This is a genomic window from Spirillospora sp. CA-294931, assembly GCF_050946795.1.
GTDB lineage: Bacteria > Actinomycetota > Actinomycetes > Streptosporangiales > Streptosporangiaceae > Spirillospora.
In genome coordinates this window covers 4,198,755-4,216,129 of record NZ_CP192006.1, presented here as the reverse complement: position 1 = coordinate 4,216,129, position 17,375 = coordinate 4,198,755, and the positions used below count along the sequence as shown (strand labels likewise).

Below are 17,375 nucleotides of genomic sequence, written 5' to 3'. Positions count from 1 at the left end.
ACCCGCCCGGCACCGGTCAGGACATCGCGATCTCGATACATCCACGTGCGTGCTCCGCGGCGGCCACGGCGTCCTCCGGACGGTCGGCCACGCTGATCACATGGCCGCGGCGGTCCTTGAACGAGTGCTCGACCTCGAGCCGCATGCCGGGCGACACCGTGCACACCACCTCGTCGACATGGCGCCCGCTCCGGGCCAGGTCCAGGCCGCTGACCGAGGCGACCGTCCCCTCACCCGGCAGGAGGAACCGGATGGAGGAGCAGCGCTCCGGCCGGGCGTCGGGCGTCGGGGACGGGCGCCCGGCCGCCTGCGCGACCACCTCGGACACCAGGTCGCGCCCGAGCGCGCGGCCGACCAGGCGGGGAATCAGTCCCCCGGCGAGCCTGGGGTTGATCTCGATCAGGCAGGGTTCCTCGCCGTCCAGCCGCAGCTCCACATGGGCCGGGCCCGTCGTCAGCCCGACGGCGCGCAGGGCGGCCAGTGTGGTGGACCGCAGGGCCGCGCCACGCGGTCCGCTCGTGCGGGCCGGGAAGTCGTGACCGGTCTCGACGAAGTACGGCCTGCTCCCGACGTGCTTGGCGGTGATGCCGACGACGGTGCCGTCGATCACCTCCACCGAGTACTCGGGGCCGCGGATCTCCCGTTCGACCAGGACCGTCGTCGCGGCGGGCACGCCGTCGCCGTGGAGCAGCCGCCGGGCCCACCACCCCGCGGCGGCGGGGTCGTCGCAGACCCGGACCCCCTGTGATCCCGTCCCCTGGCTCGGCTTGACGACGGCAGGTTCGGCCAGCTCGGCGACCGCCTTCTCCACCATGGCCGGGGTGGTGCACGCGAAGAACTCCGGCACGGCTACTCCGTGCCGGGCCAGGTGCCGCCGCGTTTCCGCCTTGTCCCGGCACAACGCGATCGCGCCGGGGTCCGGCGCGGGCAGTCCCAGGCTCCGGCCGACGGCGGCGGCGACGCGGACGAACACCTCGCTGCTGCTGGAGATCCCGGCGAGACCGTCGGACCCGAGGTCCCGGCAGGCGGCCAGCACCGCCTCCTCGTCCGTGGTGTCCACCGGCCGGACGTCCAGCCCGAGTTCGGCGACGTACGGATAGCGCTCCGGCGCCCTGGTCAGCAGGACCGGCCGCATTCCCTGGCGCCGGGCCGCCTCGGCGAAGTCCCGTCCGGTGCCGGTGGTGTTGCTCTCCACCAGAGCGAACCAGGGCCGCCTCATCGTCGCCCGTCCGCGCCGGAGATCAGGTCGTGGACGGCGCGGTGCCGTTCCCGGTCAGCCGCCCTGAGCGATTCCCGCCAGGCGCGGCCCGTCCGGACGTGGCCGCGCCAGGACTCGGTGAGCCGCCGGTGCGCCGTGCGGAACGACTCCGGCCCGGGGCCGCCGCCGAACTCCGTGAGCGCGGCCACCGTGCCCGGATCGAGGTCGGCCGTCCGGACGGTCGGCTCCGTCCGGACGCCCTGGTCGCGCAGGATCCGCCGGAGCGACGCGCCCAGCCGGTCCTCGGGCACCTCGGTCAGAGTGGCCGCTCCCTCGGCGGTCAGCTCGGTGATCAGCCTGCCGACGGCATAGTGCGCGGCACGGAACGGGACGCCCTGCGCGACGAGCCGGTTCGCGAAGGCGGTGGCGACGGTGAAGCCCCGGTCGGCGCTGCGCGTCATCGCCTCCTCGCACGGGCGTGCCCCGGCGACGACCCAGGTGGCGAGCCGGGTGATGTCCTCCAGCCGGTCCAGGGCGGCCCACACCGGCGCGACGCCCTCGGTGCTCACCTCGACGGAATTGCCGAACGGCGTGTTCTTGGTGTTCGCCAGCACCGTCGTGAGCGCGCCGATCAGCGCTCCCGACCCGCCCTTGATGTGCTCCAGCAGGAACGGGTTCCGCTTCTGCGGCATCGCCGAACTCGCCCCGACGAGGTGGTCGGGGAACCCGACGAGGCCGAACTCCTGGGTGCTCCACAGCTGGAGGTCGGTGGCGAGCCGGGACAGGGTGAGCCCGGCGAGCGCACCGGCCGACAGCAGGCGGGTCATGGTGTCGCGCGAGGCGATGGCGAAGCCCGCGTGCCGGACCGGCTCGGTGAAGCCGAGCAGCCGGGCGGTCCGCGCCGGATCGACGGGGACGTCCGTGCCCCCGCCACCGGCGGCGCCGAGGGGGCACTCCCGCAGTCCGGAGCAGGCCTGGAGCACACCGGAGATGTCGCGCTCCAGTGAAGTCGCGACGCCGAGCAGGTAGTGGCCGTAGGTCGACGGGACCGCGGGTTGGTACTGGCTGTAGGCGGGCATCACCGTCGCGTCGTGGGCGCGGGCCCGGCCGAGCAGCACGCCCTGAAGGCGCAGGAGCGCCGAGAGCAGGCGCGTGACCGGCTCCCGGAGCCGCAGCTGGTGGACGGTCGCCTTCAGGTCGTTGCGCGATCGCCCGGTGTGGAGCACGCCGCCGACGTCGCGGCCCAGCTCGTCGATCAGATGGCTCTCGTAGAGGGTGTAGACGCCGCGAGGCGCCTGCCGGCCGCGCAGCGGCGCGAACCCGTTCGCGCGCAGGGCGCCGATCTCCGCCAGCAGCCGCGCGGCCTGGTCGCGCCGGATGAGGTCGCGCTCGGCGAGCATGACCAGATGGGCCTGGTCGACGACGGTGATGAAGGGAAGCTCGCTGTCCAGGTCGGCGTCGGCGGTCTCGCCGAACAGGAGGCGGGCGGCCTGGGCGTTGAGCCCGCCGCTCAGCCGCCCGGTGTCGGCCATGGGCGCGGCGACCGGCGCGTGCGTGGTCATGACCGCGCTCCCTTCAGCAGGGCGCCCGGGACGACCTCGTCCAGCGATCGGCGCGCCCAGGCCATCCGGCACCACTCCCGCTCGGCGTCCTCGGGAACGGCCACCTCGCGCGGCGAGCCGGGCCGCGCCCCCGGATCGCAGCCGTTGGCCGCCAGCCAGGCGTCGTCGTAGACGGTGTCCTGGTAGCGGTATCCCTCGTCCGGCAGGATGATCACGGTGCGGGCGCCGGGGTTGCGGCGTCCCCACCAGGAACCGACCTGGTACGCCGCTCCGCTCGTCGGCCCCATGAACAGCGCGTGCTCCCGGTAGAGCCGCCGGGTGGCGGTGAAGGCGTCGGCGGCGCCGAGCCAGTGGACCTCGTCGAACTGGCCGTGGTCCAGGTTCGGCGGCAGCAGGCTGTTGCCGAGGCCGCGCAGCACGCGGTGGCCGTCGCGCTGCCCGAACAGGACGCTGCGATGGGTGTCGACCCCGATCGCGGTGAGCTCGGGGTTGGCCTGCCGCAGGTACCGCGTGGTGCCGCACATCGAGCCGCCGGAGCCGACCGAGCCGACCAGGCAGTCGATCTGGCCGAGCTGCTCGGTCAGCAGCTCGGCGGCCAGCGCGTACGAGCCGGGGTTGTCGGGGTTGGAGTACTGCTCGGGGCAGAACGTGGCGGGCAGCGTCGCCTGGATCTCCGCGACGCGGGCGAGCCGGGTCGCCTGGTAACCGCCGCCCGGCGCGCGCTCGTGCACGATGACGACCTCGGCGCCGAGATGCTCCAGGCGCCGTCGCAGGCGCGCGTCCACCACCGGGTCGCTGACCAGGACGAGCCGATGGCCGCTGATCGCGCACTCCATCGCCAGGGCGAGCCCGAAGGTCCCGGACGTGGTCTCCACGACCGTCACCCCGTCGCCGAGCCGTCCCTGGTCTCTGGCGTTGCGCAGGATGTGGTGGGCCGGAAGCAGCTTCATCAGCCGGTAGACGACCGCGTGGACGTTGTCGGCGAGTCGGACGACATAGGGGATGCGGCAGGCGTCCACGGCGTCAGCGAACAAATCGATCTCCACACAAGGGGCCCTGGTTCTCGGACATCGCAAACGAAGCGGGCGACCATTTCCCCGGTCGCTCCCGCAGATCCTGGCTCGACACCGTCCGGTCGACGCTGACGTTGCTCGACAGCCCGCGCAGGCCGAGGACGATGCGATGGAGCTTGCGCATGTAGTCCGGGTCCTCGTCGGCGAGCAGTATCCCGATCTTGGTACCGCTGTGCGCCACGCTCACGCCGAGCGCGCCGGCCGAACGGCACAGCTCGTGCACCTCGTGCAGGAGCCGCTTCTCGTGCAGCCGCTGGTTCATCAGCGCGCTGCGCGTGGCGATCTCGCCCAGCTCGGCCAGGTCCCCGGACTCGATCGCGGTGGTCAGCCGCCGCAGCAGCCGCCCGTACTCGGCCATGTCGACCACGTCGAACGGCTTGGGCCGCCCGTTGAACTCGACGGTGTCCACGACGCCGCCCTCGTCCACGCCCAGGATGGTGAGCGGCGGGATCGGCCCCATCCGCGCGTGGAGCCGCACCGCCCGATGGCAGAAGGCGACGACCTCGTCGTACATCAGCCCGTCGGTCGGCTCGATGTCACGCAGCAGGTCCTCGATCATCGCCGGGGACGGGTCGGTGCCGAAGCTCCGGCAGACCGCCCGGGCGGTCGCGACGAGGTCGGACGACGAGCTGGCCATCCCCTTTCCGATGGGGATCTCGCTGTCGATGGTCAGGATCCCGCCGCCGTCCGCGCCGAAGCGGTCGACGATCTTCTGGGCGAGCAACCGGGACTTGGTCTTGAAGGAGGGGACGACGGTCATCGTCCCCGTGCTCACGGGCCGGAACGTCGCCACCGACATCCGGGCGATCGGGAGGGTGACGAGGAAGTCGCGCCCGTCGGGCGGCAGGACTCCCTGGATCACCTCGCCGAACGTGCCGAAGCTCGCCCCTACAGTGGCCTCTGAGTGGGCGCCGGGCGGCGGCACCGGCATCCCCTTCAGCGGGCCCTCTATAGTCACCGCGACTGCGACCTTCCTGTGCGGACGATGGTTCAGCTCCCTGGCCACGTAGATTTCCCGGCCGGATTATCCGCGTCCTTTCGTGGCGCTTTCGGGGGCGCGGGGCGCCGCGCCCGGGCCGATGGAACAACGAAAGCAGGGTGATAGCGGGCGGGGTCGTCCGGGCGGACCGGCGGGCTCAGGCGGCGCGCGGGCCACAGGTAGGCCGCGGCGGTGAGCATGCCCACGGCGACGGCCGCGAGCAGCAGCCGGTGGTCGACCACCGACACCAGGGCGGCGCCCGCCGCGATCGAGATCGTCTGCGGCCCGCTGATGAGGGACTCCGCGGCGGCGGAGACCCGGCCGATGAGCGGCGCGGGCGTGCGCCGCTGGATCACCGTGGTGAATCCGACGATGATCGTGGCCAGGCCCAGCCCGCCGACGACCCGGGCGCCGAGGACGACGGGCAGCCACGGCAGGGTGTAGAGCACGTTGCCGATCCCGACCGCCGCCATGCCGACCGCGATCGCGGCGGCCTCACCGGCCCGCGCGATGAGGCGGGCCGCCAGCAGACCTCCCGCGACGGCGCCGAGGCCCTGGGCCGAGGCGAGCACGCCGACGAACTCGGGCGGCCGGTGCAGGCCCCGCTCGACGACGGCGAACAGCGCCGACTCGTTGACGCCGATGAACAGGAAGCCGATCGCCGTGGCGGCCACCACGCGGCGCAGGGCGGCGTCCGACCTGATCTGGGTCAGTCCCGCGGTCAGCTCGCCCAGCCGGCTCCGCCCGGAGGACGCCCGGGGTTCCTCCTGGATCCGGATCCGGGCGATGGCGGCCGCGGCGACCAGGAAGGTGACCGCGTCGATCGCGGCGACGGCCGCGCCGCCCAGGGTCGCGAACAGCGCCGCTCCGGCGAGCGGGCCGCCCAGCCGGGCCCCCTCCTTCACCATCTGCAGCGCGCCGTTGGCCTCGGCCAGCGACTCCTCGGGGAGCAGTTCCTTCAGCAGGCCGCTGAGCGCGGCGGCGATCGCCACCGACGAGAGGCCGTAGAGCACGGCGACCGCGTAGATGATCCACACGTCGGCGGCGTCGCGCACGGCGAACAGCGGGAGCAGGATCAGCGCCGAGGCGAGGTTGGCGGCCACGAGGAAGCGGCGGTGCCGGAAGCGGTCCACGAACCAGCCGCCCAGCGGCGCCAGGACGTAGGGCACGGCCATGAACAGGATGACCAGCCCGGCCGCGCCGTTGGAGCCGGTGAGGCTCTTCACCCAGATGGCGAAGACCAGCACCAGCAGCGCGTCGCCGACCATGCTCGCGGCGAGGCCGGCGAACAGCAGCCGGAAGGCCGGGAGCCTCAGGGCGGCGCGCATCAGGTCGCCGACGGTGACCGCTCGCCGTCCAGCGCGCCGAGCGGCAGGTCCGCGTCGGCGCAGACGGCGGCCAGTGTCCGCGCGTACTCCCGCCCGATGTCCTCGGCGGTCTCCCGGTCGAACAGGGCCCGGGAGTACTCCAGCTCGCCCCGGAGCGAATCGTCGAACCGCTGTTCCACCTCCAGCGCGAGGTCGAACCCGGCGCCCCGCGAGGGCAGCCGCAGCGCGGTGGTCTCCAGCCCTTCCAGGTGGGGCCTGGACTGCTCCGTCAGGACGAACACGACGTCCACGAGCGGTTGCCTGGAGGTGTCGCGCGGGGGTTCGAGCTCCTGGACGAGCCGGTCGAAGGGCACCGGCGCGGCGTACCCGGCCAGTGCCCGTTGCCGGACGTCCCGCAGCAGCGCGGTGAAGCTCGCCTCCGGGTCGACGTGGTTGCGCAGGACCAGGGTGTTCACGAAACAGCCGATGAGGCTCTCCACCTCGGGGACGTCCCGGCCCGCGACCGGGGTGCCGATCGCGAAGTCCCGCTGCCCGCTCCGCCGCGCCAGCACCACCGCGTACACGGCGAACAGCACCATGAACAGCGTCGCGTTGTGGCGGCGGGCGAGCTCGCGCGCCGCTCCGGCGAGCGGCGCGGGGACGTCGAAGCCGACGAGCCCGCCGCGGTTGTCCCAGACCGCCGGGCGCTTCCGGTCGGACGGCACGTCGAGCGCAGGCAGCCCGGACAGCTCCTCGCGCCAGTGGTCGAGCCGGGACCTCGGGATCGGGGTGGCCAGTTCCCACGCCGCGAAGTCGGCGTACTGGACGGGCGGCGGCGGCAGTGCCCGGCCGCCGTAGAGGGCGGTCAGCTCGCGGTCGAACAACCGCATCGACCAGCCGTCCGACGCGATGTGGTGGATCGTGACCACCAGCACGTGGTCCTCCGGCGCGAGCCGGAGCACCAGCGCGCGGATCACCGGGCCGCGCGCGAGGTCGAAGGGCCGCCAGCTCTCCTCCTCGACCAGCTCGGCCAGCCGCGCGGCGTCCGCCTCGACGACCGGGAGCTCGATCGGCGCCGCCGGGGCGACGAGCTGCACCGGCTCGTCCTCGTGCATCGGGTAGTTGGTCCGCAGCACCTCGTGCCGGGCGACGATCCGGCTCAGCGCCCGCCGGAGGGCGTCCAGGTCGAGCGGTCCGCGGATGCGCAGCGCCTGGGGAAGCTGGTAGGCGCAGTCGCCCGGGTTGAGCTGGTCGAGGAACCAGAGACGCCGCTGCGCGGTGGACAGCGCCGGCGGCTCGGCGCGTCCGGCCCGCGGGACGCCCGGCGCGGCGAGCGCGTCGCCGTCGACGATCTCGGCCAGCGCCGCGACGGTCGGCCGGGTCAGCACCTCGCGCACCGTGACCGGCGCGCCGGTGGCGGCCCGGAGCCGGGCGGCGATCCCGGCGGCGAGCAGCGAGTGACCGCCGACCGTGAAGAAGTCGTCGTGCAGGCCGACCCGGTCCAGCTCCAGCACCTCGGTCCACACCTTGGCGACCAGCCGCTGCGCCGCGGTGGCGGGCGGGACGTGCCCGGCGCCGTTGTGCGCGGCGGTGGGCCTCGGCAGGGCCGCGCGGTCGAGCTTGCCGCTGGTGGTCAGCGGGAGTTCGGGCAGCGGCTGGTAGTAGGACGGGATCATCGTGTCCGGCAGCCGCTCCCGCAGCCACGAGCGCAGCTCGCCGGGATCGGGGGGCGCGTCGGCGGCGGGCACCAGGTAGCCGACCAGCCCGCGGTCGTGGACGGCCACGGCCGCCGCCCGCACCGCCGGATGGGCGAGCATCGCCGCCTCGATCTCCGCCGGTTCGATCCGGACGCCGCGCAGCTTCATCTGGAGGTCCGCGCGCCCCAGGTAGACGATCTTCCCGTCCGCGCGCAGGCGCGCCAGGTCGCCCGAGCGGTACATGCGCGCCCCGGGGACCCCGGCGAAGGGATCGGGCAGGAACCGTTCCGCCGTCCAGGCCGGGGCGTTGAGATAGCCGCGGGCCACGCCCGCTCCCCCGATGAAGATCTCCCCGGGGGCGCCGGGCGGCACCGGCCGCAATTGGTCATCGAGGAGATAGACGCGCTGCCCGCTGATGGGGTCGCCGATCGGCTGCGCGCCCGTCGCGTCCTCGGGGCACCGGTAGGCCATCGCGCAGTGCGTCTCGGACGGCCCGTACTGGTTGTGCACCGCGACGTGCCCGAAGACGCGCCGGATGCCCGCGCCCACCGTGAACGGCTCGCCGCAGGCGGTGATCTCGACCAGGCTCTCGGGCACCCGCCGCCATTCCCTGGCCACCAGGTCGAGCATGGTCGGCGTGGAGATGACCGTCTCGACGCGGCGGCGATCCAGCCATTCGGCGAGCCGGTCCGGGGCGACCCGGACGTCGGCCGGGGCGACGACCACCTGGCCACCGGCCGCCAGCGTGATGAAGATCTCCTGGAAGCTGACGTCGAAGGTGGGCGCCGCGAGCTGCGCGGTCCGGGTGTCCGGCCGCTGGTGCGCCGACTGCCAGCGGATCAGGTTGACCAGCGAGCGGTGCGAGAGCGCCACGTTCTTCGGCGTCCCCGTCGAGCCCGACGTGGAGATGACGTACGCGAGCGAGTCCGGCCCCGCGCCGGGTCCCGGATCGTGATCGTCCTCCGGGAGGGCGTCCAGGTCGGACTCGGTGAGGACGATCCGCACCCGGGCCAGCTCGATGATCCCGGCGCGCCGCCGCTCCGGGTGTCCCGGGTCGAGCGGCAGGTAGGCGGCGCCCGCCTTCAGCACGCCGAGCAGCGCCACCACCAGGCGCTCGCCGGGCGGCATGAGCACCGCCACGGGCTCGTCCGGCCGGACGCCACGCGCGCGCAGGGCGTGGGCGAGGCGGTTGGCCCGCCGCGTCAGCTCGCGATAGGTGAGCGTCCCCTCGTCGGTCTCGACCGCGACCGCTTCGGGCGTCCGCCGCGCCTGCGCCGCCACGAGGTCGTGCACGCACTCCTCGGCGCCGCCGGTGAGGCCCAGATCGGTGATCCCGTCCCGTGGGGACGCCGTGCCGAGCGCGGTGAGCAGGTCGCGGTAGTGGCGGGCGATCCGGTCGATCGTGGCGGCGTCGAACAGGTCCGTCGCGTACTCGAAGACGACGGCGTCCCCCTTCACGGTCACGACCAGATCGAAGCGCGCGGCCCCGGACTCCACGGCCAGTTCCCGTGCGGCGAGACCGGGCAGTCGCAGCGTTCCCGTCTCCTCCCCTTCGAGGTTGAACATGACCTGGAACAGCGGATGCCGGCCGGGGTGCCGATCGATGGTCAGCTCCTCCACCAGGCGCGAGAACGGCACGTCCTGGTGCTCGTCCGCGCCGAGCACGGCGTCGCGGACCCGGCCGACCAGCTCGCGCACGCTCGGCGAGCCGGAGGTGTCGACGCGCAGCGCGAGCGTGTTCACGAAGAAGCCGATCACGTCCTCCAGCTCGCGCCGGCGGCGTCCGGCCCACGGCACGCCGATGACCAGGTCGTCGGAGCCGGTGTACCGCGACAGCACGACGGAGAACGCGCTCAGCATCGACACGAACGGCGTGCAGCGCATCAGCGCCGAGATCTCGGCCACGGCCGTGCGGGTCGTCTCGGGGATCTCGATCCTGAGGTGCGCGCCGCGGCCGCTCGCCGCCGCGGGCCTGGGCCGGTCGGGCACCGGGCTGATCTCGGGCGGCGCGCCGTCCAGAAGCTCGCGCCAGTAGGCGGTGTCGTGCTTCTTGTGCTGCTCGCCCACGGCGAAGTCGGCGTACTGGACGGCCGGCGCCGACGCCCGTCCCCCGGCGTAGCAGCGGGCCAGCTCGCGCAGGAACACGCCCTCGGACCATCCGTCGAAGACGATGTGATGCCAGTGGAAGAGCACGTAGTGCTCGTCCGGGCCCGTCTCGACCACCAGGACGCGCATGAGCGGGCCCGTCCGCAGGTCGAACCCCGCACGCGCCTCGGCTTCCAGCAGACGCCGGGCCTGCGCGGTGGTGGCGGCGGTCCGGGTTTCGAACGCGTACCCGGGCGAGGAGGTGATCCGCTGCACGGGAACGCCGCCGCGCTCGGCGAACACCGTGCGCAGCACGTCGTGCCGTGCGGTGATCTCGTCGAGCGCCCGGCGCAGCGCCCGGAGGTCGAGCCCGCCGGTCACCGCGTAGGCCAGGTGGGTGGTGTACGACGCGGTGTCCGGCCCGGTCAGCTCGGTGAACCACAGCCCGCGCTGCGCGGCCGAGAGCGGCAGGTCGCCGGTGCGGTCCACCGGCACGATCCGCCCCGTCGCGGGCGCGGCCTTCCGGGCCAGGGCGGCGTGCCCCTCGGGGGTCGGCCGCTCCAGGAGCTCGGCGAGCGAGAGCTCGACGCCGAGCCGGTCGCGCAGGCGCGCCATGATCTGCGCGGCGATCAGCGAGTGACCGCCGAGATCGAAGAAGTCCTCGTGCAGCCCCACCGACTCCCGGGCGAAGGTCTCGGCCCAGATCCGGGTCACGGTCCGCTCCGCCTCGTCGCGCGGCGGCGTCCGATCGGCCTGCTCGTCGAGGCGGGCGGCGGGCAGCGCGCCGCGGTCGACCTTCCCGCTGGTCGTCAGCGGGAACCGGTCGAGGAACACGAACACGCTGGGAAGCATGTATCCCGGCAGGCTCGCCGCCGCGTGCTCCCTGAGCCGCGGCCGGCCGTCGGCCACCACGTATGCCGCCAGCCTGGGGACGCCGTCGGGGCCCGGCACCGGATGCGCGACCGCCTGCCGCACCTTCGGGTGGGCGGCCAGGACGGCCTCGATCTCGCCCAGCTCCACCCGGTGCCCGCGGATCTTGATCTGGTGGTCGATCCGCCCCACGATCCGCACCGAGCCGTCGTCCCGCCGCTCCGCGATGTCGCCGGTCCGGTACATCCGGGACCCGGGGCCCGCGAACGGGTCGGGGACGAAGCGCTCGGCGGTCAGCCCCGGACGTCCCAGATACCCGCGCGCAAGGCCGGTCCCGCCGATGTACAGCTCCCCGGAGGCCGAGGGGCGCATCGCGTCGTCGAGCACATGGATCGTCGTCTCGGCCACCGGCGCGTAGTCGCCGCCCAGGCGCGCGCTGCTCGACCAGATGGTGGTCTCGGTCGGACCGTAGAGGTCCCAGCTCACCACGCCCGCGAGGCCGGTCAGCCAGCCGGCCAGGTCGGCCGGGAGCGCCTCGCCGCCGCAGAACACCGTGAATCCCCGGGGCGGCCGCCACCCGTACTGCCAGAGCATCCGCCAGGTCGCCGGGGTGGCCTGGAGGACGGTGCCGCCGACGGCCTGGACCAGCGCGGCCAGCCGGGCCGGATCGGCCGCCTCGGCGCGATCGGCCACCACGAGCCGCGCCCCCGTGATCAGCGGCAGGAACAGTTCGAGGGCCGCGATGTCGAACGAGACGGTCGTGACGGCGACCAGCACGTCCCGCTCGGTGAGCCCCGGGCGCTCCCGCATCGAGAGCAGGAGGTTGGTCAGCGCCCGGTGCGGGATCATCACGCCTTTCGGACGCCCGGTGGAGCCCGAGGTGTAGATCACGTAGGCCAGCGCGTCCGGATCCGGCGACGAGAACGGCTCCGGGTCGCTCGCTCCGATCTCGTGCAGGGGGACGGCGGTGATCCCGGCGGGCAGCCAGTCCGGCCGCGCGTCCTCGACCAGCATCGTGCGCACACCGGCGTCGGCCACCGTGGCCGCGAGCCGCGCGGCGGGCATGTCGAGGTCGAGGGGCAGATAGGCCGCCCCGGCGCCCATCACGCCGAGCAGCGCGGCCACGAGCCCGGCACCGCGGTCCAGCGCGACGGCGACCGGGCGACCGGTCCCGTCGTCCAGCTCCCTCACGCGGGCGGCGATCCGCCTCGCCCGGACCGAGAGCTGCGCGTAGGTGAGCTCCTGCTCCCCGGCGACCACCGCGACCGCGCCGGGTGTCCGGGCCGCCTGGTCGGCGAACAACTGGGGCATCGCGGCGAACATCGCGCTCTCCTGTCAGCGGGTGACGGACACGTCGTAGGTGCGCAGCCACCGGTCGACCTCGACGAGCGGCAGCAGGAAGTGGGCCGTGTTGGCGACGGTCATCAGCGCTCCGTTCCGGCTCGCCAGGGCGCGGACCCGGTCCGCGTCCAGCAGGCCGGACAGCGGGGAGGCCGAGTCGTCCAGGAGCGCGTCGAGCGAGCCCCGGACCTCGCGGTCGTAGGCGGGGGCGAAGGTGGCCGGGTAGGCGCTCTTCTTGCGGGCGAGCACCTCGGCGGGCAGGAGGTCGGCCACGGCGGCGCGCAGCAGCGCCTTCTCACGCCCGTCTCCGGTCTTCATGTCCCAGGGGACGTTCCACACGTACTCCAGGAGCCGGTGGTCGCAGAACGGCACGCGCACCTCCAGCCCCACCGCCATGCTCATGCGGTCCTTGCGGTCGAGCAGGTAGGCCAGCGGCCCTTGCAGGCTCAGGTACAGCACCTCGCGCATCCGGGCCTGGAGGCCGGACTCCCCCGCCAGCCGCGGTACCTGGGCGAGCAGGGTGGCGTAGCGGTCGCGCTCGTCCTCGTCCGGGCGGATCCGGGCGCGGACATCGGGGGCCAGGACGTCGGTCAGCCGTGGCCCGCCGCCGAGCCAGGGGAAGGTGTCGGCGGACACGACCGACTGGTCGAAGAACCACGGATACCCTCCGAACACCTCGTCGGCGGCCTCTCCGGACAGCGCCACGGTCGCGTGCCGCCGCACCCTCTCGAACAGCAGGTACATCGACGCGTCGAACTGGCCGAGGCTCGGCAGGTCGCGGGCGGCCAGCGCCGGCTTGATCGCGGCGGGGAAGTCGGCCGCGTCCAGCACCACCTGCTCGTGGTCGGTGCCGATGTGCCGGGCGGCGGCGAGCGCGTACGGGGTGTCGCGCTCGGGTCGCAGCGGTGTGGCGCGGAAGTCGGCCTCGCCGTTGGCGAAGTCCACCGAGAACGACCTGAGCCGGGTGGACCGGGTCGCGGCCAGCGCCGTGATCGCGCTGGAGTCCAGACCGCCGGACAGCAGCACGCACAACGGCACGTCGGCCACCATCTGGTGCAGGACGACGTCCTCCAGCAGCTCCCGCACCGTGTGGACCGTCGTCTTCCAGTCGTCGGTGTGCTCGCGGCCGACCAGCCGCCAATACGGCGTCTCGTACGTCCCGGTCCGGTCCATCCGGACGAGGTGCCCGGGCTTCACCTGGCGCAGGCCGGTCAGCGGCGTCTCCCCCGGCATGGCCAGGCGCGGGTTGAAAAGGATCGGCAGCGCGGACTCGGAGACGCGGGCGCGGAACCGCGGATTCGCCAGGATCGCCTTGGGCTCCGAGCCGAACAGGATGCCGCCGGGATAGGTGTGGTAGTAGAGCGGCTTCACTCCGAGCCGGTCGCGGATCAGGATCAGCTCCTCGCGCCGGGCGTCCCAGATCCCCAGCGCGTACATGCCGGTCAGCCTGTCGACGCAGGCGGCGCCCCATTCGAGGTAGGCGCGCAGCACGACCTCGGTGTCGGAGAGCGTGGTGAACCGGTGGCCGAGCGCCATCAGCTCCGTCCGCAGCTCACGGAAGTTGTACAGCTCGCCGCTGAAGGTCAGCACGACCGGCTCGCCGCGCCCGTGGCGGGCGGCGGTCATCGGCTGCGCTCCGCCGTCGATGTCCACGACCGCGAGCCTGCGGTGCCCGATGGCGGCGTGCGTCCCGAGCCATACCCCGCCGTCGTCGGGTCCCCGGTTGCGCAGGGTCCCGGTCATGGCCGCCATCGTGTCGTGCTCGGCCGAGAGGTCGGCGGTGAAATCGACCCAGCCCGCTATTCCGCACATCGAACGGCTCCATCCCTCAGGGCTCCATCGGTCAGTTCGGCCGCGATGCGCTCGAAGACGCCCGCGTCCCCGGCGAACGGGGCCGCCGTCCTGGGGTAGGGCACGACCAGATCGGTGATCCCGGCCTCCCGGTAGGCGTGGGCCGCCTCCATGAACTCCCCGTACGACCGGGGCGGTGACGAGTCGCGGTTGGCCAGCACGAGCATCCGGTCGGGTGAGCGGCCGGTCTCGGCGCACAGCTCGCGGAACCGGGCGACCTGCCGGGCCACCAGGCCGGGTTCGGCCGCCGCCGCGGTCAGGCCGGGACGCGGCGTATGGCCGTTGGTCACCCAGATGTCGGCGTGGCGGGCCGCGATCCGCAGGCCGCGCGGCCCGGTCGCGGCCACCGCGACCCGCAGGCCCGGGCAGCCCGGAGACATCGAGACGCCGTCCGAGTGGTAGTAGGCGCCGTGGTGGTCCACGCGCCGCTCGCGCAGCAGCCGGGTGGTCAGCGTCGCGAACTCGGCGAAACGGTCGGCCCGCTCGGCCGCGCTCCAGGGCTCGCGGGCGATGACCGTGGCGTCGGCCCCTCCCCCGCCCGCCCCCAGGCCCAGGATGAACCGTCCCGCCGAGGTGTCGTGCAGGGTCATCGCCTCTTTGGCAAGGGGGACCGGGTGCCTGAAGTTGGGCGTGGCCACGAGCATGCCCAGGGCGACGCGCCGGGTGACGGCGGCGGCCGCGGCCAGCGTGGGCAGCGCCGCGAACCACGGCCCGTCGGGAAGGTCGCGCCAGGTCACGTGATCGAACGTCCAGGCGTGCGCGAACCCCAGGTCGTCCACGCGCCGCCACACGTCGGCCGCGTGCCGCCAGCGGTCGCTCGGCAGGATCACCACTCCGACGCGAATCGCTCCGCCCTCCATTCACCGGCGAAGAACGCGTCCAGGTCCGCCAGCAGGTGGCCGGCCACACCGGGGCACTGCCATCGCAGGCCGAGCTGGGCGGGACGGTCCCGGTCGTGGAAGTACAGCGCGGTCAGCCCGCCACCGTCGGCGGGGAGCAGCAGCGGGTTGGCCACGAGGAAGTCGCGGACGGCCGGGCGGTCGCGCCGGACGTGCAACCAGAGCCGCTTGCGCGCGAAATGGTTCTTCGGCGGCACGATCTGCGGGTGGAGTTTCCGCTTGAACTGGAAGATCCCCTTGCTGAGGAACGGTTCGCAGCCGGACAGGTCCACGGTGGCCACGCCGTTGCGCGAGGCCCACTCGATGGTCAGGACGTACAGGGCCAGGTACGTCCCGGACTGGTAGAGGCGGTCGGCGCCGTCCAGCACCCCGGCCAGCCGGATCGTCAGCGAGCCCGGTTCGCGGCGGCACAGCAGCCCGGCGACGCGGGTGCCCTCCTCGCAGAGGAAGAACAGCACCCCGCGGCCGAACAGGCACCTGCGGGCCGTCTCGCGGTCGACCGAACGGGCCGCGTCGCCGTGCCGCCGCCGCATGGTGGGCGCGTGCATGCGGTCGTAGAAGAAGTCGAAGTCCGCCTCGTCGGCCGCCACCTCGAACGTCCGCGCCAGCCGCCGCTGCTCGCGCGCGTACTGCTGCCGCGCCTTGCGCGACAGGCGGCGCTGCGCGGCGGCCGGGTCCGCGGTGGCCGGGACGACGAGATTGACCCGGAACGGCAGCAGCAGCGAGCGTTCGCGGGGCAGCGCGGCGGCGCGTCCGGGCAGGCAGCCCGCGGCCAGGATGTCGGCCTCGGGTGCCGCGTGCCCCTTGGCGATGGCCGTCCAGGTGGTCGTCCGGCTCCGGCGGTTCCCGGCCGGGCCGCGGCGCTCTTCGAGGAACGGCAGGACGTGCGTGAGCCCGTCGGGGAGCCCGGCGTAGGCGAGGGCGACGCCGTCGCCGCCCGCCGGCGACTCGACGACCGTCGGCCGCGCCGAGCGCAGCGCGTCGGTCCACTGGTGGGCGCGCACGATGCGCGGGTCGTCGCTGTGGCCCCAGACATAGCCCCAGTTCGGAGGGACCATGCCGGGATCAGCTCCTGGCCGCGTCGGACAGCACGCGGACCAGCTCGGGCACGTCGCCGACCGGTTCGGTGAGCCGCTCGGGCAGCGGCGGGATCAGCGCGTCGGTGTAGTAGCCGGAGGCGTGCACGACGACCTCGGTCCCGGTCTCCAGCAGCCCGCGCTCGCGCGCCACCAGGACGCCGGTGAGCGCCTTGACGAGCGACCATTCGCGGATGCGCCCGGGATCGGGGTCGATGCCGATGCCCGCGCGGTCGGCCAGCCTGCAAACCTCGGCGTAGTGCGCGAGGCAATCGCGCTTCGACACGACGACGCCCCCGCCGCCGTGGCTGTGGACGACCTTGTCGATCTGGGCCGACGTCACCGGCCGGGGCGTGTAGAACGTGCTGTCCAGCGACTCGAAGGGATCGTCGGTGACCGCCGGGAAATGCGGGTCGGACTCCTGGTGCCACAACCCGTCGGCCCGCTCGTGCCGGTATCGGGGGCGCTCGGCCCCGAGCAGGCTCAGCACCATGTCCGCCGTCGCGAGATGCTGGACGAGGAAGAACCCCGGATGCCATGCCGGGGCCGCCTGGCCGGGCAGCAGGCCCGAGCTGAGGACCCGGTGGCCGAGCCGGTAGCCGAGCAGCCCGAACGCGCTGGACACCGCGTGGGCGTGCACCCGGGGCGGCGAGTCCTCGCGGATGGGCAGCAGATCCGCCTCGACGAACGCGCGGACCGCGTCGGCGACCCGGTAGTTGTCCAGGTCGAGGGTGTACCAGATGCCGAATCCCGAAGCGCTCAGCCGCTCGGCGGCCTGCTCGGCGGCCAGCCGGCTCAGCTCCTTGACGTCGGCCGCCCGGTCGACCCGGGCCACCGCGACCGGGTTGGCCCGCCGCAGGTGCTCGTCGTCGGACAACGCACCGCTCCGGAGCTTGGACCGGGACGCCTCCGGCGCGACGACCACGATGCGCAACTCGTCCGGCCCGGCGAGACCCGTTTCGTACGCGCGGGCGACCGCGTCGCGCAACGCCGTGCCCTTGTTGCCCGAAGTCGGCGTCAGGATGAGCAGTCTCTCCCCGGTCCGCCGAATATGTTCGACCGCGCGGGCCACCATGACCAGGGACGCAATCGTCTTCGTGGTGCGCGTGCCCGGATGACGCATCAGATCGAGCAGGTAGAGCTGTTCGTCCGCTTTGGTCAGGGCGATCTCAGAAGCGTCCAAATAGCGCTCAAGAGCCGCGCTCATCGCCGGCAACTCGAATGGCGGGGCCGGGTGCGCGTCCGCGGCCCGCTCCGCCCGGACACAGCTCATCGCCGCGTGCACGCCGGGCAGGTACCTGATCAGTGCATTGGACACGACTGCCGTGCCCTGGCCGACGATTGGCATTACCATGGGTCCTCTTTCGACGGGTGCACGGATTCAACGACGCAGGATTATCGAACCGCTATCCCCCGCGCGCTGGCACAGATAGCGGC

10 protein-coding genes are annotated in these 17,375 nt (G+C 73.6%); all 10 read right to left on the bottom strand.

The window, feature by feature from the left end:
• Positions 1 to 16: 16 nt before the first annotated feature.
• From ACQPY4_RS18755 to ACQPY4_RS18710, 10 genes are read right to left on the bottom strand one after another with little or no spacing between them, the layout of a single operon-like run.
• Positions 17 to 1,219, bottom strand: a complete 1,203-nt coding sequence (locus tag ACQPY4_RS18755; protein ID WP_433338049.1) for an ATP-grasp domain-containing protein — start codon at positions 1,217 to 1,219, stop codon at positions 17 to 19.
• Positions 1,216 to 2,760 carry an argininosuccinate lyase gene (gene argH, locus ACQPY4_RS18750; RefSeq protein WP_433338047.1) on the bottom strand — a complete coding sequence of 515 codons (1,545 nt, stop codon included), beginning with the start codon at positions 2,758 to 2,760 and terminating at the stop codon, positions 1,216 to 1,218. The genes ACQPY4_RS18755 and argH overlap by 4 nt, the downstream gene beginning before the upstream one ends.
• Complete coding sequence (locus tag ACQPY4_RS18745; RefSeq protein WP_433338045.1) at positions 2,757 to 3,794, bottom strand: PLP-dependent cysteine synthase family protein; 1,038 nt, start codon at positions 3,792 to 3,794, stop codon at positions 2,757 to 2,759. The genes argH and ACQPY4_RS18745 overlap by 4 nt, the downstream gene beginning before the upstream one ends.
• A complete protein-coding gene (locus ACQPY4_RS18740; RefSeq protein WP_433338043.1) occupies positions 3,784 to 4,791 on the bottom strand; it encodes a hypothetical protein in 1,008 nt (335 codons plus the stop codon). The genes ACQPY4_RS18745 and ACQPY4_RS18740 overlap by 11 nt, the downstream gene beginning before the upstream one ends.
• 32 nt (positions 4,792 to 4,823) lie before the next feature.
• On the bottom strand, positions 4,824 to 6,140 hold the full coding sequence (locus ACQPY4_RS18735) for an MFS transporter (protein WP_433338041.1): 1,317 nt from the start codon (positions 6,138 to 6,140) through the stop codon (positions 4,824 to 4,826).
• Entirely contained in the window at positions 6,140 to 12,094 is a 5,955-nt protein-coding gene (locus ACQPY4_RS18730; RefSeq protein ID WP_433338039.1) for an amino acid adenylation domain-containing protein, read from the bottom strand. The genes ACQPY4_RS18735 and ACQPY4_RS18730 overlap by 1 nt, the downstream gene beginning before the upstream one ends.
• Before the next feature lie 12 nt (positions 12,095 to 12,106).
• Positions 12,107 to 13,924 (bottom strand): asparagine synthase (glutamine-hydrolyzing), encoded by a 1,818-nt coding sequence (gene asnB, locus ACQPY4_RS18725; RefSeq protein WP_433338037.1) that lies wholly within the window; start codon positions 13,922 to 13,924, stop codon positions 12,107 to 12,109.
• Positions 13,912 to 14,793 carry an LLM class flavin-dependent oxidoreductase gene (locus ACQPY4_RS18720; RefSeq protein WP_433338035.1) on the bottom strand — a complete coding sequence of 294 codons (882 nt, stop codon included), beginning with the start codon at positions 14,791 to 14,793 and terminating at the stop codon, positions 13,912 to 13,914. Before ACQPY4_RS18720 ends, asnB begins: the two co-directional genes overlap by 13 nt.
• Positions 14,790 to 15,920, bottom strand: a complete 1,131-nt coding sequence (locus tag ACQPY4_RS18715; RefSeq protein ID WP_433338033.1) for a GNAT family N-acetyltransferase — start codon at positions 15,918 to 15,920, stop codon at positions 14,790 to 14,792. Before ACQPY4_RS18715 ends, ACQPY4_RS18720 begins: the two co-directional genes overlap by 4 nt.
• 7 nt (positions 15,921 to 15,927) lie before the next feature.
• Positions 15,928 to 17,292: a DUF6002 family protein gene (locus ACQPY4_RS18710; RefSeq protein ID WP_433338031.1), complete on the bottom strand. Its 1,365-nt coding sequence runs from the start codon at positions 17,290 to 17,292 to the stop codon at positions 15,928 to 15,930.
• Positions 17,293 to 17,375: the final 83 nt, after the last annotated feature.

Coding starts and splice junctions, on each gene's coding strand:
- asnB (WP_433338037.1), bottom strand. CDS start 13,924: ATGTGCGGAATAGCGGGCTGGGTCGATTTCACCGCCGACCTCTCGGCC.
- ACQPY4_RS18710 (WP_433338031.1), bottom strand. CDS start 17,292: ATGGTAATGCCAATCGTCGGCCAGGGCACGGCAGTCGTGTCCAATGCA.
- argH (WP_433338047.1), bottom strand. CDS start 2,760: ATGACCACGCACGCGCCGGTCGCCGCGCCCATGGCCGACACCGGGCGG.
- ACQPY4_RS18730 (WP_433338039.1), bottom strand. CDS start 12,094: ATGTTCGCCGCGATGCCCCAGTTGTTCGCCGACCAGGCGGCCCGGACA.
- ACQPY4_RS18735 (WP_433338041.1), bottom strand. CDS start 6,140: ATGCGCGCCGCCCTGAGGCTCCCGGCCTTCCGGCTGCTGTTCGCCGGC.
- ACQPY4_RS18755 (WP_433338049.1), bottom strand. CDS start 1,219: ATGAGGCGGCCCTGGTTCGCTCTGGTGGAGAGCAACACCACCGGCACC.
- ACQPY4_RS18715 (WP_433338033.1), bottom strand. CDS start 15,920: ATGGTCCCTCCGAACTGGGGCTATGTCTGGGGCCACAGCGACGACCCG.